The sequence below is a fragment of the Sphingomonas sp. GCM10030256 genome, from assembly GCF_042666415.1.
Lineage (GTDB): Bacteria > Pseudomonadota > Alphaproteobacteria > Sphingomonadales > Sphingomonadaceae > Sphingomicrobium.
This window is the reverse complement of the sequence record NZ_JBHTDI010000003.1, coordinates 40,213-58,568: the sequence shown is the minus strand read 5'-3', so window position 1 is coordinate 58,568 and position 18,356 is coordinate 40,213. Positions and strand designations below refer to the sequence as shown.

Annotated in this window: 21 protein-coding genes and 1 tRNA gene; 16 read left to right on the top strand and 6 right to left on the bottom strand. The window is 67.4% G+C overall.

From position 1 onward, the window contains the following. Window positions 1-69 precede the first annotated feature (69 nt). The 10 genes from ACFQPG_RS11335 to ACFQPG_RS11290 all read left to right on the top strand — a co-directional run bounded on the left by ACFQPG_RS11335 (window position 70) and on the right by ACFQPG_RS11290 (window position 7,818). Window positions 70-1,071, top strand: a complete 1,002-nt coding sequence (locus ACFQPG_RS11335) for an NADPH:quinone oxidoreductase family protein (protein WP_380813297.1) — start codon at window positions 70-72, stop codon at window positions 1,069-1,071. A 44-nt stretch (window positions 1,072-1,115) separates the two neighbouring features. Continuing rightward, the gene (locus ACFQPG_RS11330) at window positions 1,116-1,439 is read left to right on the top strand and encodes a DUF1476 domain-containing protein (protein ID WP_380813294.1); all 324 of its coding nucleotides are present in this window, start codon (window positions 1,116-1,118) and stop codon (window positions 1,437-1,439) included. 8 nt (window positions 1,440-1,447) lie between these two features. Then, window positions 1,448-1,693: a BolA family protein gene (locus tag ACFQPG_RS11325; protein ID WP_380813291.1), complete on the top strand. Its 246-nt coding sequence runs from the start codon at window positions 1,448-1,450 to the stop codon at window positions 1,691-1,693. Next, entirely contained in the window at window positions 1,690-2,007 is a 318-nt protein-coding gene (gene grxD / locus ACFQPG_RS11320; RefSeq protein ID WP_380813288.1) for a Grx4 family monothiol glutaredoxin, read from the top strand. The genes ACFQPG_RS11325 and grxD overlap by 4 nt, the downstream gene beginning before the upstream one ends. A gap of 275 nt (window positions 2,008-2,282) precedes the next feature. After that, window positions 2,283-3,542: a glycosyltransferase gene (locus tag ACFQPG_RS11315; protein WP_380813285.1), complete on the top strand. Its 1,260-nt coding sequence runs from the start codon at window positions 2,283-2,285 to the stop codon at window positions 3,540-3,542. 71 nt (window positions 3,543-3,613) lie between these two features. Further along, window positions 3,614-4,030, top strand: a complete 417-nt coding sequence (locus tag ACFQPG_RS11310; RefSeq protein ID WP_380813282.1) for a hypothetical protein — start codon at window positions 3,614-3,616, stop codon at window positions 4,028-4,030. Between the two features lie 86 nt (window positions 4,031-4,116). Further along, on the top strand, window positions 4,117-4,965 hold the full coding sequence (locus ACFQPG_RS11305; RefSeq protein ID WP_380813760.1) for an MBL fold metallo-hydrolase: 849 nt from the start codon (window positions 4,117-4,119) through the stop codon (window positions 4,963-4,965). Continuing rightward, window positions 4,935-5,669 (top strand): hypothetical protein, encoded by a 735-nt coding sequence (locus ACFQPG_RS11300; RefSeq protein ID WP_380813279.1) that lies wholly within the window; start codon window positions 4,935-4,937, stop codon window positions 5,667-5,669. Before ACFQPG_RS11305 ends, ACFQPG_RS11300 begins: the two co-directional genes overlap by 31 nt. Beyond that, a complete protein-coding gene (gene nadA / locus ACFQPG_RS11295; protein ID WP_380813276.1) occupies window positions 5,666-6,691 on the top strand; it encodes a quinolinate synthase NadA in 1,026 nt (341 codons plus the stop codon). Before ACFQPG_RS11300 ends, nadA begins: the two co-directional genes overlap by 4 nt. Before the next feature lie 68 nt (window positions 6,692-6,759). Next, window positions 6,760-7,818 (top strand): retroviral-like aspartic protease family protein, encoded by a 1,059-nt coding sequence (locus ACFQPG_RS11290; RefSeq protein ID WP_380813272.1) that lies wholly within the window; start codon window positions 6,760-6,762, stop codon window positions 7,816-7,818. A gap of 46 nt (window positions 7,819-7,864) precedes the next feature. Here ACFQPG_RS11290 and ACFQPG_RS11285 read toward each other — a convergent pair whose 3' ends face one another. Next, window positions 7,865-8,296, bottom strand: coding sequence for a DUF4112 domain-containing protein (locus ACFQPG_RS11285; RefSeq protein ID WP_380813269.1), 432 nt, complete (start codon window positions 8,294-8,296; stop codon window positions 7,865-7,867). A gap of 9 nt (window positions 8,297-8,305) precedes the next feature. Then, window positions 8,306-9,817, bottom strand: coding sequence for an ABC transporter substrate-binding protein (locus tag ACFQPG_RS11280; RefSeq protein WP_380813266.1), 1,512 nt, complete (start codon window positions 9,815-9,817; stop codon window positions 8,306-8,308). A gap of 129 nt (window positions 9,818-9,946) precedes the next feature. Here ACFQPG_RS11280 and ACFQPG_RS11275 point away from each other — a divergent pair, with 129 nt between their 5' ends. From ACFQPG_RS11275 to ACFQPG_RS11265, 3 genes are all read left to right on the top strand, one after another. Then, window positions 9,947-11,926 carry a transglycosylase domain-containing protein gene (locus ACFQPG_RS11275; protein WP_380813263.1) on the top strand — a complete coding sequence of 660 codons (1,980 nt, stop codon included), beginning with the start codon at window positions 9,947-9,949 and terminating at the stop codon, window positions 11,924-11,926. A 148-nt stretch (window positions 11,927-12,074) separates the two neighbouring features. Beyond that, window positions 12,075-12,236: a Flp family type IVb pilin gene (locus ACFQPG_RS11270; RefSeq protein WP_380813260.1), complete on the top strand. Its 162-nt coding sequence runs from the start codon at window positions 12,075-12,077 to the stop codon at window positions 12,234-12,236. 28 nt (window positions 12,237-12,264) lie between these two features. Beyond that, the gene (locus tag ACFQPG_RS11265; RefSeq protein WP_380813258.1) at window positions 12,265-12,426 is read left to right on the top strand and encodes a Flp family type IVb pilin; all 162 of its coding nucleotides are present in this window, start codon (window positions 12,265-12,267) and stop codon (window positions 12,424-12,426) included. A gap of 138 nt (window positions 12,427-12,564) precedes the next feature. Here ACFQPG_RS11265 and ACFQPG_RS11260 read toward each other — a convergent pair. Together ACFQPG_RS11260 and ACFQPG_RS11255 are read right to left on the bottom strand one after the other, a co-directional pair. Further along, window positions 12,565-12,640: transfer RNA gene (locus ACFQPG_RS11260), tRNA-Ala, on the bottom strand. A gap of 79 nt (window positions 12,641-12,719) precedes the next feature. After that, entirely contained in the window at window positions 12,720-13,052 is a 333-nt protein-coding gene (locus ACFQPG_RS11255; protein ID WP_380813255.1) for a TIGR02300 family protein, read from the bottom strand. A gap of 128 nt (window positions 13,053-13,180) precedes the next feature. Here ACFQPG_RS11255 and cmk point away from each other — a divergent pair, with 128 nt between their 5' ends. Both cmk and ACFQPG_RS11245 read left to right on the top strand, forming a co-directional pair. Next, window positions 13,181-13,801, top strand: coding sequence for a (d)CMP kinase (gene cmk, locus ACFQPG_RS11250; protein ID WP_380813758.1), 621 nt, complete (start codon window positions 13,181-13,183; stop codon window positions 13,799-13,801). 39 nt (window positions 13,802-13,840) lie between these two features. Further along, complete coding sequence (locus ACFQPG_RS11245) at window positions 13,841-15,520, top strand: thiamine pyrophosphate-binding protein (RefSeq protein ID WP_380813253.1); 1,680 nt, start codon at window positions 13,841-13,843, stop codon at window positions 15,518-15,520. 9 nt (window positions 15,521-15,529) lie between these two features. On the opposite strand, the gene ACFQPG_RS11240 is transcribed toward ACFQPG_RS11245, so the two are convergent. Both ACFQPG_RS11240 and ACFQPG_RS11235 read right to left on the bottom strand, forming a co-directional pair. Next, window positions 15,530-16,816: an erythromycin esterase family protein gene (locus ACFQPG_RS11240; protein WP_380813250.1), complete on the bottom strand. Its 1,287-nt coding sequence runs from the start codon at window positions 16,814-16,816 to the stop codon at window positions 15,530-15,532. After that, window positions 16,809-17,465, bottom strand: a complete 657-nt coding sequence (locus ACFQPG_RS11235; protein ID WP_380813247.1) for a protein-L-isoaspartate(D-aspartate) O-methyltransferase — start codon at window positions 17,463-17,465, stop codon at window positions 16,809-16,811. The genes ACFQPG_RS11240 and ACFQPG_RS11235 overlap by 8 nt, the downstream gene beginning before the upstream one ends. Window positions 17,466-17,501: 36 nt before the next feature. Between ACFQPG_RS11235 and ACFQPG_RS11230 the strand changes: the two genes are divergently transcribed. Beyond that, window positions 17,502-18,299 carry a class I SAM-dependent methyltransferase gene (locus ACFQPG_RS11230; RefSeq protein ID WP_380813245.1) on the top strand — a complete coding sequence of 266 codons (798 nt, stop codon included), beginning with the start codon at window positions 17,502-17,504 and terminating at the stop codon, window positions 18,297-18,299. The last annotated feature ends 57 nt before the right edge of the window (window positions 18,300-18,356 follow it).

Genomic DNA, 18,356 nt, shown 5'->3' with positions numbered 1-18,356 from the left:
CCGCCCTGTCTCTAGGAGCAAGAACCAAGGCGGATGCCGGATCAGTTTCGGCATGACGGAGGCCCGGACATGCGCGCATTGCTCTCCCACGAACCCGGTGGCCCCGACACCCTCCAGGTCGCCGAGATCCACGATCCGACGCCGTCCGCGGGCGAACTCCTCGTCCGGGTCCATGCCGCCGCGATCAACTATCCCGATGTGTTGATCATCGAGGACAAGTATCAGCTGAAACCGCCGCGTCCGTTCGCTCCGGGGGGAGAGATTGCGGGCGAGGTGCTGAGCGTTGGCGAGGGCGTGATGGAGTGGAAGCCGGGCGACCGGTTGATCGCGGTTCCTGGGTTCGGCGGCCTCGTCGAGAAGATCGTTATCCCCGCCAGGAGCGCTTTCCGGCTGCCGGACAGCCGCAGCTATGTGGATGGCGCGGCACTGCTGCTGACATACGCCACCAGCATCCACGCGCTCTACGACCGCGGACGGTTGAAGGACGCACAGACCCTGCTCGTTCTTGGCGCGGCGGGCGGAGTTGGCCTAGCCGCGATCGAGCTTGGCAAGGCGCGAGGCGCGCGGGTCATCGCCGCTGTGTCCTCCGAGGAAAAGGCGCAGGCAGCCCGGGAGGCGGGAGCGGACGACGCCATCGTCTATCCACGGGGGCCGTTCGACAAGGCCGGGCAGAAAGCCCTGGCAGACCAGTTCAAGGCTGCGGTCGGGCCGGCCGGCGCCGACGTGATCTTCGATCCGGTCGGCGGCGACTATGCCGAGCCGGCGCTGCGCTCCATCGCGTGGGAGGGCCGCTATCTGGTGGTCGGTTTCCCGGCCGGCATTCCCAAGCTGCCGCTCAACCTCACCCTGCTCAAGAGCTGCGATGTCTGCGGCGTGTTCTGGGGCGCGTTCGCGATGCGCGATCCGAAGGCCAATGCGGCGCACGTCGCGGAACTGTTCCGGCTGTGGGATGAAGGCAAGATCGCCCCGGTGGTCAGCGCGACCTACCCACTGGAGCGCGCCGGCGAGGCGATCGCGGCACTGGCATCGCGCCAGGTGATCGGCAAGCTGGTGGTGACGCTGGACGACTAGCGCTCCGCCCCCTATCTCGGCGGGCAACCAACCACGGAGCCGCCATGACCACTTTCGATGACCGCGAACGGGCGTTCGAGGCCAAATTCGCCCATGACGAGGAGATGAAGTTCCGGCTCCTCGCGCGGCGCAACCGGCTGCTCGGTGAATGGGCGGCGGGACTGATGAAGCTGTCGCCGGCGGAGACCGAATCCTATGCCAAGGACGTGGTCCGCGCCGACTTCGAGGAGGCCGGCGACGAAGATGTAATCCGCAAGCTGCTCGGCGACCTCACCGGCGCCGGGATCGACATGGACGACGGCCGTATCCGCGAGCAGCTGGACTTCAAGACCCACGAAGCCAGGCAACAGTTGATGGCGGAGCGCTGAGAGCTGCCATGCCGATGATAGCCGACGACATCGCGGCGCTGATCCGTGCGGCCATTCCCGATGCGGAGGTGACGATCCGTGACCTCGCGGGCGATGGCGACCATTATGCAGCCCGCGTGGTCAGCGCATCTTTCGCGGGCCTGAGCCGAGTGCGGCAGCATCAGGCGGTCTATTCCGCGCTTGGGGGGCGCATGGGGGGCGAGCTTCACGCACTGCAGCTCGAAACCGCAGTGCCACAAGGAGATATCAAGTGAGCCAAGGCAACGAGCGGATCGGCGAGATCGTCCGCAGCAATGACGTCGTTCTGTTCATGAAGGGCACCGCGCTCTTCCCCCAGTGCGGTTTTTCCAGCCGCGCAGTGGCGATCCTCGACCACTTGGGCGTGCCGTACGAGACGGTCGACGTGCTGCAGGATCCGGAGGTCCGCCAGGGGATCAAGGAATTTAGCGACTGGCCGACCATCCCCCAGCTGTACGTCAAGGGCGAATTCGTCGGCGGCTCGGACATCATGATGGAGATGTTCGAAAGCGGCGAGCTGCAGCAGATGGTCGGCAAGGCCGAAGCCTGAAGCCTGAAGCCTTTTGCGCACCTGCTGCTGAAATAAAGAAGGGACGGAGCGCGGGACCAGAAACCGCTTGCACCGTCCCTTCTTGACTTGGCGTGGAACCAAAGTGGACGCCATGGCTGTGCAACCGACGTGCCAACCTCACCTGAACGGCTGAAATCCGCGGGAAATTGTCAGGAGCGATCCGAATGCAGACCGGCAAGTGTCAGAAAGTCCGACAGTCGGCGCCGTTCCTGGCCGCGGGCACAATCTCCGATTCCAGCGGTTAGGGGGAGCAGATGCGTTCTCCCCTGCCCTTTGGCGGAGGCGATGGCTCGCCCCGCCTGTATTGCGACCTGACACAAAGCTGGTCGGCCGTGGGCGGCGGCGTCGGCACCTACCTCAAGCGCAAGCGCGAGCATATCCTGGCGCATACGCCCCATCGCCACATGATGATCCTGCCGGCCGATCGCGACGAGGTCGTCGAGGACGGGCGCGCGATCACCGTCTGGATCAGGTCGCCCAATATTCCGCTTAGTCCGCATTATCGAATGCTGCTGCGCAACCGGGCGGTGCGCGACGCGCTCGAACGATTTCGCCCCGACGTGGTCGAATGTCAGGATGCGTACAATCTGCCGTGGGCGGCGATCGCTCACCGCAAGCGCCACCCGCGCACGGCGCTGGTCGCCGGCTACATGACCGATTTCCCGACGGTCTACGTGGAGCGGCCACTGTCCAAGGCCTTCGGCGCTACCATCGGTCAGGCGGCCGGCCGTGTCTTCTACCGCTATTGCGGTCGCCTCTACCGCGAGTTTGATGCCGTCTACGCGCTGTCGGAGCACGGCGGCGGGCTGAAGCTCCGCTCGCTCGGGGTGGAGGATGTGAAGATCCTTCCGCTCGGGGTCGAGCTCCAGCATTTTTCGCCGGAGCGCCGCGATCTCGGGCTCCGCGAGTCGCTCGGCCTCGCGGGCGACCAGCCGCTGCTGATCTACGTCGGTCGGCTTGATGTCGAAAAGCGGCCGGACATCGTGGTGGAAGCGTTCCGCGCCCTCCCACGTGAGCTCGGCGCGCGGCTGGTGATCCTCGGCGACGGCCCGCAGCGCGAGCAGTTCGAGGCGCTCGGCGACGAGCGGATCGTGACCCCGGGCTTCGTCAACGATCGCGAGACCTTGTCCCGCTGGCTGGCGAGCGCCGACATCTACGTTTCGGCGATGCCCAACGAGACCTTTGGAGTGTCGGTGATCGAGGCACAGGCGTCCGGCCTGCCGGTGGTCGGCGTGGCCGGCGGGGCGATGCTCGAGCGGGTGCGGCCCGGCATGGGCCTGCTCGGCCCGGTGGGCGATCCCGCAGCGATGGCAGCCAATATCCTGAAGGTATGGAACGGCGATCCGCGGGCGATGGGGCACGCGGGCCGCGAATATGTCGCCGGCGAGTTCACCTGGGGGCACAGCATGGACGTGCTGCTTGGGGAGGTGATCCCAAGCGCGCTCGCCCGCCGCGCCGCGGCGCTGGCCGACACGCGCGCGTCGGCGCGACGCACGCCTCTGGCCGAAGCCTGACGCATCGTTCATTCGCGGTTAGTCCGCGAAAACGGAAAAGCCCGCCTTTCCGGTCACAAGGGGAGCCGACCATGACGTTCAAGCTGCTTGCCGCCGCCGGCGCAGCGCTGCTGCTTGCGGTGCCTGCCATCGCCGCGCCTCCGGTGCCGCCAGTGCGGCCTGCTCCGGCCACGGAGAAAACGGTCATCCAGGTCCGCGAGGTCCAGCAGACGGTGGGGACCGACGCCGTCCCCGCCGACATTCGGACCGCCGTTGCCAATTGCGAAGGCCGCAAATTCGTCGCCGACGCGAGCTCCGGCGCGGGCAAGGACCTGCGGCGTACCCGCATCGTCCTGTGCGGCAAGAAAGGAGCGTCCGATGCCGAAGTGGCGACCATGCTGAAAAGCGCGATCGCCAAGATCGAGGCCAATCCGCAGCTGCCCGCCGAGAACAAGGGGAAGGTGGTCGCGCAGCTGAAAGCGAAGCTGGCCGAGCTGAAGGCAGAGTAGCCGTCACGCCGGCGAAGGGCGGATCGCGCTGGCGTTGAGCGGCGGCCCATGCCACTGCGGCGAGCGTGGACCCGCGGTACGGCCAAATGGAGCAGCTGGAGCCGGGCATTGCGCGCCTGCTCGCCCCCAACCCCTCCCCTTACACCTTCACCGGCACGCAGGTTCATCTGGTCGGCGAGGACGAGCTGGCGGTCATCGATCCGGGGCCAGACCAGCCGGAACACCTCGCGGCGCTGCTGCGCGCGATCGGCGGCAGGCCGGTGGCCGCGATCCTGATCACCCACACGCACCGCGACCATTCGCCGGCGAGCCGTTCGCTGGCCGCCGCCACTGGAGCTCCGATCGTCGGCTGCCCTCCGATTTCCTTCGACGAGGGCGGTCCCCGGGCCGACGCCGGCTTCGACCACCACTACTCGCCGGATCGCGTCCTGGCCGACGGTGAAGCCGTCGCCATCGACGGTCGCACGGTCTCCGCGGTGCACACACCCGGCCACACCTCCAATCACCTGTGCTTCGCTGACGAAACCAGCGGCGCCCTGTTCACGGGCGATCATGTGATGGGCTGGTCGACGAGCGTCGTCATTCCGCCGGACGGCAACATGTGCGACTATCTCCGCAGCCTCGACAAGCTCCGCGTTCGCCACGACCGCATCTACTATCCTGCCCATGGCGATCCCGTGCGCGACCCAAAGCGGCTGGTTCGCGGCATGCTCACCCATCGTCTGCAGCGCGAGAAGCAGATCCTGCGCCGCGTGGCGGAGGGCGACCGCACGGTCGAGCAGATCGTCGCCGCCTCGTATCGCGGGCTCGATCCGCGGCTTGTTCCGGCCGCCGGAGCCTCCGTTCTCGCCCACCTGTTGGACCTCCAGCGCCGCGGGCTCGTTGTTGGCGCGGAGGAGGGCGAATGGATCGCAACGAACAACGACAGCCGGTGAAGACGCGCACGATCGTGCTGGCCGTTGCGGCGATCATCGCCGTGCTGATGGCCTTCAACTGGTACCAAGGCCGCCAGCAAGAGCGGCAGCGGCAGGAGCAACTGGCGCAGACGCAAGGCATTGCCCGGGTTCTCAGCGCAACCTTTTCGGAGCAGAACAAGCTTCAGGTCGGCGAGGTCCGCGGCGCGCTGGACGTGACCTCCGTCGACGCGGGCCTGTTCGAAGCGCTGCGCTCCAGTCAGCGGGCAACCCTGCCCTATTCGGTGCAATATACGATGAACCTGTCGGGCCTGTCGCTGGACAGCTTTCGTTGGGACCCCGCCACCCGGACATTGCTGGTCGACGCGCCGGACGTGGTGCCGGGCGAACCCAACATCGACGAAAGCCGCCGGCAGGTCCAAGCCACCTCCGGCCTGTTCGTCACCCGCCAGGCGTCCGTAAATCTCAGCCGGAGGGCCGCTGGCCTCGCCACCCAGGCCGCGGCCCGCAAGGCCCGCAGCCCCGAAGAATTGCGCAAGGCGCGCGAAAATGGGCGGGCGGCGCTGGAACGACTGATTGAATTGCCGCTCCGGGCTGCCGACATAGATGCGGACGTCGTGGTCCGTTACCCGCAGGAGGGCCGCCCCGACGGCGAACGGTGGGACGTCAGCCCGTCGATCGCCGAAGTCCTGCGGCGGGCCAAAGAGTCGAGAGGAACCCAGTGAGCGCACCTGTCCAGAGCTTGAAAGGCGCCGACCTGCTTGAAGAGATCAAGCGGCTCAAGACGGAGCGCAACGCCGTCATCCTGGCGCATTATTACCAGAAACCTGAAATCCAGGACCTCGCCGATTTCGTCGGCGACAGCCTCGACCTGTCGCGCAAGGCGGCGGCGACGGACGCCGATGTGATCGCGTTCTGCGGCGTGCGCTTCATGGCCGAGACGGCCAAGATCCTGTCGCCGGAAAAGACGGTGATCCTGCCTGACATGGACGCCGGATGCAGCCTGGAGGACAGCTGCCCGCCGGACCAGTTCGCCGCGTTCCGCGCCGCCCATCCGGATCATATCGCGCTGACCTACATCAACTGTTCGGCGGCGGTGAAGGCGCTGTCGGACATCATCGTAACCAGCTCGTCGGCAGACATCATCCTCAGCCAGATCCCCAAGGACCAGCCAATCATCTTCGGCCCCGACCGGCACCTCGGCGGCTATCTGGCGCGCAAGACCGGGCGCGACATGCTGCTTTGGCCGGGGGTGTGCATCGTCCACCAGGCGTTCAGCGAGACCGAGCTGCTGAAGCTGAAGGCGCAATATCCCGGCGCTCCGGTCGCGGCGCATCCCGAATGCCCGCCGCACATCATTGACCATTCGGACCACGTCGGATCGACCCGCTCGATCCTCGACTTCGCGACGCACAGCCCGTCCCCAATCATCCTGGTCGCGACCGAGCCGCACATCATCCACCAGATGGAAAAGGCCGCTCCGGAAAAGACGTTCATCGGAGTGCCGGGCGGCGACGGCAACTGCAACTGCAACATGTGCCCGTACATGGCGCTGAACACGCTCGAGAAGCTGTACGTCGCGTTGCGCGACCTGGAGCCGCGGATCGAACTGTCAACCGAGATCATGGACCGCGCCCGGGTGCCGCTGGAGCGGATGCTGGAGATGGCGGGCCGCACCGTCGGCCAGGGCGACGTCGGCCGGCCGATCCTGCGCGAAGCTGCCGCGAGCGGGCCCAGCGGAGACTAGTTTCGCGGCTGGAACAACGGACGCCGGTGGAGTAAGATCGCAAGGTCCCTTTTGGAGACCAAGGTCGCATGCCGCTGCGTCGCAGCCTCGTCCTGTGCTGCGGACTGATTGTCTGGCTGTCGGCCGGTGCCGCCGAGGCGCCGAAGATTCCCAAGCCGCAGCCGGTCCCACCGCGTGAGATGCCGCCGCTGCCCCCCGCCGCGCTCGACAACACGCTGGCGATCGGCGGGGAGGACATCAACGCCCGCAAGGTCAACACCCGAATGACCGTCGAGGTGCACGTCAACGGCCGTGGTCCGTACCGCTTCCTGGTCGATAGCGGCGCCGACACGTCGGTGGTCGGCGCGGGCATCGCGCGCGACCTGCAGCTGCCGATTGCCAGTCAGGTGGTGCTTCACGGCATGACCGGAAGCGCCATCGTCGGCCGTGTGCAGGTGGCCGAGTTGTTGATGGGATCCAGCCGCATCCGTAATCTCCTGCTTCCGGCGCTGCGCGAGGCCGACGTTGGCGGCCATGGCATGATCGGCATCGACGCGCTGGTCGAGCAGCGGTTGATGATGGATTTCGAGAAAAGGCTGATCAAGGCGGAGGATGCCCGCCAGCCGATGCCACGCGCAATGAAGGGCGACATCATCGTCACCGCCAAGCGCCGGCGCGGGCAGCTGATCCTGACGGAAGTGCGGGCCGCCGGCCTCCCGGTGCAGGCGGTGATCGACACTGGATCGGAAATCACCATCGGCAACCTGGCGCTGCGTGACAAGTTGATCCGCGGCAACAAGCGCAAGTTCGTGACGGTGGAAGCCATCGGAGTGACCGGCGCCACCGCCCAGCTCCAGGTCGCCCGCGTGGGCGAGCTCCAGCTCGGTTCGGTCACCCTCAAGGACGTGCCGATCGCCTTCGCCGACGTGCCTCCCTTCACCGTGTTCGGCCTTACCCAGGAACCCTCGCTGCTGCTTGGCACCGACCTGCTGGAGACGTTCCGCCGGGTCTCCCTCGATTTCCGGCGCCGCAAGGTCCGCTTCCAGCTGCGCCGCTGCGGGAACTCGACGCTGACCATCAACACGGTCAACCAGGGCTATTCGACGCGACTGTCGTCGGGTGACGATCGGTCGGTGTGCCAGCGCTGATCAGGTGCCGTGGCGGCGTCTGCTAAGGGTCGAATGAGGACGCAGCTCACCGTTTCACCTCCGCCTCGACGTCCAGCACGCCCGTGCCCGGATGATGCTTGTCCAGGTGCCGCTTGATGATGCGCAGGTTGCGGGTGTTAGAGCGGAAGAAGAAGTCGGGGACCGCGCCGATCCACGGGATCATGCCCAGCGCCCAGTCGACCCCGACATTGCCGGCCATGCGGCTCAGCTGCATCTTCGACATGCCAAGGTTGCGCGCTTCCCACGCCATGTAGGCGCCGAGCACCGCGCCGGCGGTTGAGCCGAGAAACGGGACGAGGTCGAGCACCACGTCCAGCCCGACCTGGCGCTCGGTGCCGGGAATGGTGAACATCCGCTCGAGGATCCGCTCCAGCGCTTCGACGCGCTGGCGCACGGAAGCGGGATCGGTCTTGAGGCTGGTACGCGGGGCTTTGAACGGTTCTGGGCGGACGGCCACTCGGGTCTCCTATTCTCGTCGAGGCAAAGCGGCGCGGCCGCGCAGGCCGAGCAGCGGGTGGCGGGAAAAGCGATTTTCGGCAAAGCCGGAAAGGCCGCGACCCACCAGCGACCAGCGCACCGGCGCCGCGATCGGCAGGAACAGCACCGACCGGCGCAGCTCGCGCTCGGCGTTGCCCAGCAGGGCCGCGCGCTGCTGGGCGACGGTGGTCTGGCGTGCCGCGTCCATCAGGGCGTCGGCCTCCGGCTCGCAGATCGGAACCGCGCCGCAGCGGAACTGACGCAGGAACCAGGCCGGCGATAGCGACGGCGCGACCAGGTCAACCAGCCGAAGGTCGGCCGGTGCTCCCGGCCCGGAACGCTCGACCTCGACGCCAAGGGCTTCCCAGTCGCTCCGCAAGCGCTCCAGCACGATCTCCGCGCCCGGCCCTTGCGGAAGCGCCAGGCGGATGCGCGGACGCTCTTCTTGCTCGCCTTCGTCGGCATCTTCGGCGAACAGCCGCCGTCCTTCGGCAGCGAGCGCGTCCCGCCGCTCCGCCGTCGGCACATTGCTCCAGGTCGGAATGGCCGCGGAGCCGTTGAAGCCTTCCAGCCCGGCATGCAGGATGGTCGCTCGCGGGGCAAGGTCAGGCACTCCCAGCGCGGCGATCAGCGCCTCGCGGTCGATGGCCTGGTCCAGCAGGGCCCGCACCTCGGGCCTGGCGATCGGCCCGCCTTCCCGCGCCGGCACCAGTCCGAACAGGCCGACCGCCGGATCGAACCGCAGCGAGCCACGCGGCAAGGATTTGCCTAAAGCGAAGCCGAGATCGGCAAACGTGCCGCCAAGCACCAGCTCCGTCCGGCGGTCGATGAAGCTGCGCACCGCGGCCTCCGCCGCCGCACTGCGCAGCGCCACCCGCTCGACCAGCGAGTCTTCGCCGTCGGGTAGCGGGATCTCATGTTCCAGCAGCCACGCGCCGCCGTCGTTCGGCTCGCGCTTGACCGTGAACGGGCCGGTACCCTCCCCGTTTCGAAGCAGCGCCAGTTCCGGCTGGGCCAGCAGCTGGAGCAGGTTGGGACGCGGCGCCTTGAGCCTGATCTCGATCACCCGCTCGGTCATCGCGACGATTTCGGCGACAGCGCCGAACGCATCCTTCAGCGGATTCTCACTCTGCCGCCCCAATTGCCGGCGGAGCAGCCTGGCGACCTCATGCGCGGTGATCTTGCGACCGTCCGGCCACTCGCCCGACGCGAGCCGGAAGATATAGCTCAACCCGTCGTCGCTGACGTTCCAGCGCTCGGCCAGGCCCGCCTCGATCTGCCCCTGCGCGTCGAAGCGGACCAGCCCTTGCGCGACGGTCTGGAGCAGCACCGCTTCGCCGCTGGTGAGCGAAGCCGCCGCCGGATCGACGAGTCGCAGCGGCCCGCCGATCACGGTGACGGCAACGGCCCCACCCTGCTGCTCACGGCAGCCGGCCAGCAGCAGCAGACCGGCAAGGACGTAAATCCGGCCCATTCGGGCCCCACCTTGCCGTTTGTTCATCCCCATGCCAGCCGTGTAACGGCACAGGGACGCCAACCCAAGCTTTCTACCCGAACCATCCTAGCCAAGCCCGTATAACTGTATTAGGTGGGCAAGGCAGCGGATCATGATGAGGTGCCCTGCGGCAAGATGGCCGATCGCGACTCCCCCTGGCAGCGGAACGGTAGCAACGTCGAGGAGCTTCCCGACGCGTTTGCGGTGCCGCCGGTCGAAGCGCCTCCGCCCGTTCCGGAGCGGCCGCGCCGCCGTTGGCTGCGGAAGGGGTTCACCATCGCCGGGGCGCTGCTGCTGGTCACCTTGCTATGGCTGATCGTCACGGCGCCCCTCGGCCGCGCGCTGGAGCCGCTGCAAGACCCGGCCATGCTGCTGGTATCGACCGAAGGGCGGCCGATCGCCCGGCGCGGTGCAATCAAGGAAGCGCCGGTAGAGGTCGCTTCCCTGAACTCGCTGACGCCAGCTGCCTTTGTCGCGATCGAGGATCGCCGCTTCTATCGCCACTGGGGCGTCGATCCCCGCGCCATCGGTCGGGCAATGATGACCAACGCGCGCGCCGGCGGAGTGCGCCAGGGCGGCAGCACCATCACTCAGCAGCTCGCCAAGACCAGCTTCCTCAACGGCGACCGAAGCCTCAAGCGCAAGGCGCAGGAGGTGATCATCGCCTTCTGGCTGGAAGGATGGCTAACGAAGGACGAAATCCTCTCCCGCTACCTGTCGTCCGTTTATTTCGGCGACGGCGTGTACGGGCTGCGGGCTGCCGCCAAGCATTACTTCCGCCGCTCGCCGGAAAGGCTGACCCTGGCCCAGTCCGCAATGCTGGCCGGGCTCGTGCAGGCGCCCTCGCGGCTGGCCCCGACCAAGAATTTGAAGGGAGCACAGAAGCGATCCCGGCTGGTGCTGCAGGCGATGGCCGATACGGGCGTGATCACCCCCGCCCGCGCCCGTGCCGCCCGCTCCGCCCGTACCAATGCCGTCCGCGACCGGGTGCCGACCGGAACCTATTTCGCCGACTGGGTTGCGCCCTCTGCCAGCCGCGCGTTCGAAAGCGACTTCGGTGAGGTCAAGGTTCGTACCACGCTCGACGCGGACCTCCAGAAGGTGGCGGTTCGTGCAGTATCCAACGCTTCGCTGAACGGTGCGCAGGCCGCCCTCGTGGCGATGCGGCCGGACGGACGGGTGGTGGCGATGGTCGGCGGGCGTTCGTACAAATCCTCGCCCTTCAACCGCGCCACTCAGGCCAAGCGGCAGCCCGGCTCCGCCTTCAAACTGTTCGTCTACCTGGCGGCGTTGAGGGCCGGCTGGACTCCTGACAGCACCATCTCCGACAGCCCGATCACGATCGACGGCTGGACCCCCGCCAACAGCGACGGCGTGTACCGCGGGGCCATCACCCTGCGCGAGGCGTTCGCCCGCTCCAGTAATGCCGCCACCGTTCGGCTGTCCGAAGCGGTCGGCCGCGGCAATGTGCTGCGCGCCGCCCGCGATCTCGGCATCAGTTCCAGCCTGCCAAATTCGCCCAGCGTTGCGCTCGGCACCGCCGGCACCAGCCTGCTGGAGATGACCGCCGCCTATGCCGCCGTGGCCGGTGGTCGCTTCCCCGTCGAGGCGAAGGGGCTCGCCCTGCCTCGTGCGGAGGAAGACCTCGCAACCGCCTTTTTCGCGCGGGGAGGACGGCTCGACCGCACCCGCGAATGGAAGCCGATGCTCGACCTTCTCTGGGCCTCCGCCAACGACGGAACCGGCAAGCGCGCCGCGCTGGCGGTCCCGACCTTCGGCAAGACCGGGACCAGCCAGGACAATCGCGACGCCCTGTTCATCGGCTTCGCCGGGGACCTGGTGGTCGGCGTATGGGTCGGACGTGACGATAACCAGTCGCTCGGCAAGCAAGTCAGCGGCGGCACCGCGCCCGCGCAGTTGTGGCGCAGCTTCATGGTGCCTGCGCTCAGCATCGATGGCCGCACCGCCACGACCCTGCCGCAGGATTACCGCGCCCCGCGGCGGGCTCCTCCGCCACCGCAACGGCGCAGTCCCCTGCCGGACGACTGGAGCGAAGACGGTCGCTGGATTGAGGAAGCGGCGGGCGCGCTGGAGCAGCTGCTCAAGCAATTCTGACGCATGTCCCGAACGTCAACGGACGTTAACTGGCCGCTTTAAGAAGTTCTCAACCGTTCCGGACATAGACCTGAGTTCGACCGACGCGCTCCGGAAGGGCCGCCGGTGGGGGAAGTGGACCCCGACAAGTGGAACCAGGAGACCGGACATGTCGAAATTTCTGAAGCTGATCAAGAACGACGAAGGTGCCACCGCGATCGAGTACGGCCTGATCGCCGCTCTCATCGCCGTTGCCGCGATTACCGCGATGACCAACATCGGCACCGGCCTGTCGAAGAAGTTCAACACCGTCGCGACCAACCTGGCCTAAGCCAGCTTTTACGAAAAGGGCTGATATCATGGCCAAGTTTCTGAAGATCTTCCGCAACGAAGAAGGCGCGACCGCGATCGAGTACGGTCTGATTGCCGCCCTCATCGCCGTTGCCGCCATCACCGCGCTGACCAACATCGGCACGGGTCTGTCAAAGAAGTTCGACACGGTGGCAACGAACCTGGCCTAACCGCCCGTTCGCAGCTTATCGCAAGCGGCGGTGCCCACAAGGCGCCGCCGCTTTTCGTTTGTGCCCGGCTGCCGCTCCAGCAGGAGCCCGTATTCGCCACACACAAAAAAGGCCGCTCTGCAGCGGCCTTTTCATGAATGGTGGAGCCGAGGGGGATCGAACCCCTGACCTTCGCAATGCCATTGCGACGCTCTCCCAGCTGAGCTACGGCCCCATTCGGTCCGCGCCTTTAAGCGACTTTTCCGCTTTCGCAAACTGCAAAAAGCGGGTCGCCGGCGGACCGTTTCAAATAATCAATGTTCCTCGTCGTCACCGGGCGCTTCGACGCCCAGATCGTCGTCACCCGTGCCGATGTCGACTTCGTCGTCGGCGCTGGGCTCCTCATCCTCGTCGACCGCCAGATCCTCCGCGCCGAGATCGGCGTCCGCCGCTTTCTCGCTCGCGCCCGCGACACCGGCCGCGGCCGCGGTCTCGAACGGCATCGGCTGCTTGGACTTGAGCACCGGTTCCGGCACCCACTGGCTGCCGCACTCGATGCAGGTCACCGGCTGGTCGTTGCCGAGGTCGTAGAAACGGGCCGAGCACTTGGGGCAGGTGCGCTTGGCGCCCCATTCGGGCTTCACCATGGGAAACTCCAACAGTCTAAAGGAGCCGGACAGGCTGCGGCCTCCGGCAAATCGGGCCGCGCCTTGCCATAGCGGGGGGTGGCTGTCAAAGCGCGGCGTTCATGGCCGACCCTTCTCTGCGTACCCCGATCGTGATCGCCGTCGACGGCCCGGCCGCCAGCGGCAAGGGCACCATTGCACGTGCCTTGGCCGATCATTTCGGCCTGCCGCACCTCGACACCGGCAAGCTTTATCGCGCCGTCGCGCTCAACCTGCTACGCTGGGGCGGCGATCCGGACAGCGAGTTCGCCGCGCTTCGGGCCTGCGAGGATATCGCCGGCCTGGTCGACGATCCCGATCTCCGCAGCGAGGCGGTCGGCGGCATCGCAAGCCGCATCTCGGCCTACCCGGCCGTCCGCACCGCCTTGCTGGAGCGGCAGCAGGAGTTTGCGGGCCAACCCGGCGGCGCGGTGCTCGACGGCCGCGACATCGGCACGGTCATCGCGCCAGACGCCACGGTGAAGCTGTTCGTCACCGCTTCCTCGCGGGTGCGCGCCGAGCGCCGCCTCGCCGAGCTGACGAGTCACGGTCTCCATGCCCACCTGCCCGACGTGCTGATCGACATCCGCGCCCGCGACGAGCGCGACAGCCACCGCTCCGCAGCACCGCTGCTGCGAGCTGACGACGCTTTGCTGCTGGACACGAGCACGCTGGACCGCGATGCCGCGATTGCCGAGGCGATCCGGCTGGCTGAAGGGCGCATCGTCTGAGGCTCCACAATCGTGCGGCATCAGAGTAGAGCCGCGCGCATGTCCGACTCCCCTCCCCTCCGCACCGGCGGACAGATCCTCGTCGATCAACTCCGGATTCAGGGCTGTGACCGACTGTTCACCGTGCCGGGCGAAAGCTTTCTCGCCGTGCTGGACGCGCTCCACGACACCCCGGAAATCGATACGGTCGTGTGCCGGCAGGAGGGCGGGGTCACCTACATGGCCGACGCCGACGGCAAGATGACCGGACGCCCCGGCATCGCCTTCGTCACCCGCGGCCCCGGAGCCGCCAACGCCAGCGCGGGCGTCCATGTCGCCTTCCAGGATTCCACACCGATGATCCTGTTCGTCGGCGACCTCGATCGCGGCGACCGCGACCGAGAGGGATTCCAGGAAATCGACCTTCCCGCTTTCTTCGCTCCGATCAGCAAGTGGGCGGCTCGGATCGATGACGCGCGGCGCATCCCGGAATATGTCGCCCGGGCGTGGCGGGTAGCGACCGCGGGGCGGCCGGGCCCGGTGGTTCTCGCCATTCCTGAGGACATGCTGCGCGACGGGGTCGCAGTCCTCGACCGCCCGGCGGTCCCGCCGCTGGTCGAGGAACCCGACCCCGGCGCCCTCGCCGCACTGTTCGAACTGCTCAAGGAAGCCGCGGCCCCGCTCGCCATTGTCGGCGGCGCGGACTGGAGCCCCTGCGCGGCGCACCATTTCGCCAACTTCGCCGCGCGGCACGGCATTCCCGTCGCCGCCGCGTTCCGCCGTCAGGATGCCGTGGCCAACAGTTGCCGGGTTTATGCCGGCAACCTTGGCTATGGGCCCAACCCCAAGCTGCAGCAGCGCGTCCGTGACGCCGACCTGCTGCTCGTGGTCGGCGCCCGGCTCGGCGAATCCACCACCGAAGGCTACAGCCTGATCAAGCCGGATCATGCGGGCCAGACCCTGGTTCACGTCCATCCCGACCCGACCGAACTTGGCCGGGTCTACCATGCCGACCTGCCGATCTGCGCCGACATGAGCGAGTTCGCGCAGGACGTGGACGCCTGGATGGATCCGGAGCTGGTCCGCTTCGGTGCCGGCGACGAGGCGCACGCCGAATGGCTGGAGTGGAGCGAGCCGGCCGCGCGCGATGGGGTCGTGATGGACCTCGGCGCGGCGATGAAGGCCCTGCGTGACACTCTCCCGGCCGATACCATCGTCTGCAACGGCGCCGGTAACTTCTCCGGCTGGGTGCATCGCTACTGGCGCTATACGGCGATGCCGTCGCAGCTGGCCCCGACCTGCGGCAGCATGGGCTACGGACTGCCCGCCGCCGTCGCCGCCGCCCTGCGCTTCCGTGACCGGCAGGTGCTGTGCGTCGCCGGGGACGGCGACTTCCTGATGAACGGCCAGGAACTCGCAACCGCCGCGCAATATGGCGCCGACCTGCTGGTCATGGTGGTGGACAATGCCAGCTACGGCACCATCCGCATGCACCAGGAGCGGGAGTATCCGGAGCGGCTTTCGGCGACGACACTGCAAAATCCGGACTTCGCAGCGCTGGCGCGCGCTTATGGCGGCTGGGCGGAGACGGTGGAGCGCACTGCCGACTTCGCGCCCGCCCTCGCCCGCGCGCAGGAGCGGCGCGGCATTCGGCTCCTGCACGTGAAGACAGATGTCGAGGTGATCAGCAACCAGACCACGATCAGCGCGATCCGGGAGAAAAGCCGCACGCCGGCGTAGGCCGGAGCACTACAGTCCGAACGGCCACATCTCCGCCTCGGCCTCGCCATGCACGTCGCTAAGAGGCGTTACGGCTGTCGTCTCGTCGAACCACACCCAACCGTCGAACTGCTGCGACAGAACCGCTTCGGAATAGTGGCTCCAGCGCTCGGTCTGCGGGCGGTAGATGACGCCGATGAACCGCTCCAGGCGGGGTTCGTCGAGCGGACCGGCAGAAAGCTCGCGCAGGTCCAGGAGGAAACGCTCGATCCCGCTGTCATGGCACAGGCGCTCCTGGCTGCCGGGCAGCGACGGCCGGACCTGCTTCACCTCCATCGGCTCGTCCCAGTCGTCCGCCGCGGCCACCGTCCCCGCGTGGGTGCCGAAGCCGATCAGCCGAGCCTCGTCGCCAAACTTCTGCTTGGCCTGCTGCCCGATGTTGAGCTCGCCGCGGCTGCGGCCCATGTCGGTCGCGCGTGCGTCGCCGATGTGGCTGTTATGCGCCCAGACCACGGCCTTCGCGCCGGGCTTCGCCTCCAGCAGCTGGCACAGCGTCTCGAACATGTGCGTGTCGCGCAGGTTCCAGCTCTCCTCCGAGCCGTGGAACATGGCCCGGTAATAGGCCTCGGCGTTCTTCACCAACCGTGCGTTCGCGGCTGCATCGAGCCATTCGTCGCAATCGCCGCCGAGGCACTCCCGCTTCAAGAGGTCCGTCAGCATCGCCACCGCACCATCGGCACAGAAGGCGTAACCCGACGAGAGCGCCAGCGCGCCATAGCGTGCCGGATCGCGACTGAACGGAGCGAGGCAGGAATAGCGCTGCCGGGCTTCCGCGGCGAGCGCCGGATCGCGCTCCTCCAGAAAGCCGATCACCGCCTGCATCGAACCGTGCAGATTGTAGAGGTCGAGCCCGTAGAGGCCCGCCATCTGCTCATCTTCCAACTGGCGGTTGTGCTCGTGGAGCCAGCGGACGAGGCTGTCGAATTCGGCATTGCGCCACATCCAGGATGGGAAGCGCTGGAACGCTGTCTCTTCTCCTTGGCGGCGCTGGCGATGGCGAACGAACCGGTCGAGGTGCGCCGCGTCGGGCCAGTCGGCTTCCAGCGCGACCACCGAGAAGCCGTGCCGCTCGACCAGCCGGCGGGTAATCGCGGCGCGTGCCAAGTAGAATTCGCTGGTGCCGTGGCTCGCTTCCCCCAACAGCACCACGCGAGCATCGGCGTACCGGTCGAACACTTCGGCGAAACCGTCGCTGTCGATCTCCGGCAGCGGCTCCGCACGCGTCCGCAGGACCTCCAGTGCATGATCGTCAGTCATCGTCGTCATAAGCCTGGGCTCCGATAAGCGGGACGAAGCGGACCGGATCGAGCCTGTCCTCGATCAGGCGGCCGTCCTCGGTAAGGGTGTAGCGGGTCAGATGCTGTATGCCGTTGATGCTGCCGATGGGCAGGACGATCCGTCCTCCGGGCGCGAGCTGATCGAGCCACGAGCGCGGCACGCGTGGGCCGGCAGCGGCGCAGACGATCACGTCGAAGGGCGCCGCGTCGGGTAGGCCGAGCGAGCCATCACCCTCCACGATCCGGACGTTGCCGTAGCCGACCTGCTGCATCCGGCTTCGCGCCAGGTCCGCAAGATCGGGGATCCGCTCGATCGCGACCACCTCGCGCGCGATGCAGCCGATGAGCGCGGCGGCATAGCCCGACCCCGCCCCGACTTCGAGCACCCTGTCCGCCGGACCGATCCGCGCGGCGTCGATGGTCCGGGCGACGATATAAGGCTGGCTGATGGTCTGCCCGCACTCGATCGGCAGAGCGCAATCGTCATAGGCGGCATGCTTCAGCCGGTCAGGCAGGAACAGCTCCCGCGGAACCTTGCGGAAGGCGGCGAGCAGCCGCGGATCGCGCAGTCCGCGGGCAGCGATCTGCCGCTCAACCATCCGGTCGCGCAAGGCCGCGAAATCTGGCATGATGCTCGAACAATCCCTGTCCGGAGGGAGCGTTCCATGAGCACCGATGACACAGGCTTCGCGGGATCGATCCCGGCGATCTACGACCGCCATCTCGGCCCGTTCCTGTTCAGGCCCTTTGCGGAAGAAGTAGCGCAGCGAGCGGGTCGCTGGAAGCCCCGCTCCATCCTCGAAACGGCTGCCGGGACGGGGCTGGCCACAGAGGCTCTCGCCGAGGCCTGCCCGGACGCGGAGATCGTCGCGACCGATCTCAACCAGGCGATGCTGGATGTGGCGCGCACCCGGCTCCCACCTAGGGTCGAGCTTCAGCCGGCAGACGCGCAGGCACTACCGTTCCCGGATGCCAGGTTCGACCTGGTGGTCTGCCAGTTCGGGATCATGTTCATGCCCGACAAGGTCGCCGCGAACCGCGAGGCACGCCCGGTACCTGGCGATGGCGGCCATTACGTGCTGGCGGTCTGGAACCGGCTGGAGGAGAACCCCGCATCCCGGATCGTCCACGAGGCAGTCGCCAGCCTGTCGCCCGAGAACCCGCCCGCTTTCCTGGCACGGACGCCCTTCGGCTACTCTGATCCCGCCCGGATCGAGCATGACCTGCTTGCTGCCGGCTTCACGGATGTGGAGTTCGAAACGGTGAAGCTTCGTGCCCTGCCGGAGGCGGAGGCGAACGATGCGGCGGTGGGACTGGTGTGCGGATCACCGCTTCGGACAGAGATTGAGGCGTTCGGACCCGATGCCCTCGACTGGGCCACGGAAGCCGCGCGGGAAGCCTTCCGCGCCGCCGGCGAGTTTGATCCGAGGCTGTCGGCCCACATCGTCACCGCGATCCGCTGAGCCGAACGAAAACACCCCGCCGGATTGCTCCGGCGGGGTGTTTGCGTTCGCGGCTGT

Excerpts from the sequence above, each read along its gene's own strand:
- ACFQPG_RS11335 (WP_380813297.1), top strand. The coding sequence starts at position 70 with ATGCGCGCATTGCTCTCCCACGAACCCGGTGGCCCCGACACCCTCCAG.
- ACFQPG_RS11305 (WP_380813760.1), top strand. The coding sequence starts at position 4,117 with ATGGAGCAGCTGGAGCCGGGCATTGCGCGCCTGCTCGCCCCCAACCCC.
- ACFQPG_RS11300 (WP_380813279.1), top strand. The coding sequence starts at position 4,935 with ATGGATCGCAACGAACAACGACAGCCGGTGAAGACGCGCACGATCGTG.
- ACFQPG_RS11290 (WP_380813272.1), top strand. The coding sequence starts at position 6,760 with ATGCCGCTGCGTCGCAGCCTCGTCCTGTGCTGCGGACTGATTGTCTGG.
- ACFQPG_RS11255 (WP_380813255.1), bottom strand. The coding sequence starts at position 13,052 with ATGGTGAAGCCCGAATGGGGCGCCAAGCGCACCTGCCCCAAGTGCTCG.
- ACFQPG_RS11245 (WP_380813253.1), top strand. The coding sequence starts at position 13,841 with ATGTCCGACTCCCCTCCCCTCCGCACCGGCGGACAGATCCTCGTCGAT.
- ACFQPG_RS11310 (WP_380813282.1), top strand. The coding sequence starts at position 3,614 with ATGACGTTCAAGCTGCTTGCCGCCGCCGGCGCAGCGCTGCTGCTTGCG.
- ACFQPG_RS11265 (WP_380813258.1), top strand. The coding sequence starts at position 12,265 with ATGGCCAAGTTTCTGAAGATCTTCCGCAACGAAGAAGGCGCGACCGCG.
- ACFQPG_RS11330 (WP_380813294.1), top strand. The coding sequence starts at position 1,116 with ATGACCACTTTCGATGACCGCGAACGGGCGTTCGAGGCCAAATTCGCC.
- ACFQPG_RS11235 (WP_380813247.1), bottom strand. The coding sequence starts at position 17,465 with ATGCCAGATTTCGCGGCCTTGCGCGACCGGATGGTTGAGCGGCAGATC.
- ACFQPG_RS11280 (WP_380813266.1), bottom strand. The coding sequence starts at position 9,817 with ATGAACAAACGGCAAGGTGGGGCCCGAATGGGCCGGATTTACGTCCTT.
- ACFQPG_RS11270 (WP_380813260.1), top strand. The coding sequence starts at position 12,075 with ATGTCGAAATTTCTGAAGCTGATCAAGAACGACGAAGGTGCCACCGCG.
- ACFQPG_RS11315 (WP_380813285.1), top strand. The coding sequence starts at position 2,283 with ATGCGTTCTCCCCTGCCCTTTGGCGGAGGCGATGGCTCGCCCCGCCTG.
- ACFQPG_RS11325 (WP_380813291.1), top strand. The coding sequence starts at position 1,448 with ATGCCGATGATAGCCGACGACATCGCGGCGCTGATCCGTGCGGCCATT.
- ACFQPG_RS11240 (WP_380813250.1), bottom strand. The coding sequence starts at position 16,816 with ATGACTGACGATCATGCACTGGAGGTCCTGCGGACGCGTGCGGAGCCG.
- ACFQPG_RS11230 (WP_380813245.1), top strand. The coding sequence starts at position 17,502 with ATGAGCACCGATGACACAGGCTTCGCGGGATCGATCCCGGCGATCTAC.
- ACFQPG_RS11275 (WP_380813263.1), top strand. The coding sequence starts at position 9,947 with ATGGCCGATCGCGACTCCCCCTGGCAGCGGAACGGTAGCAACGTCGAG.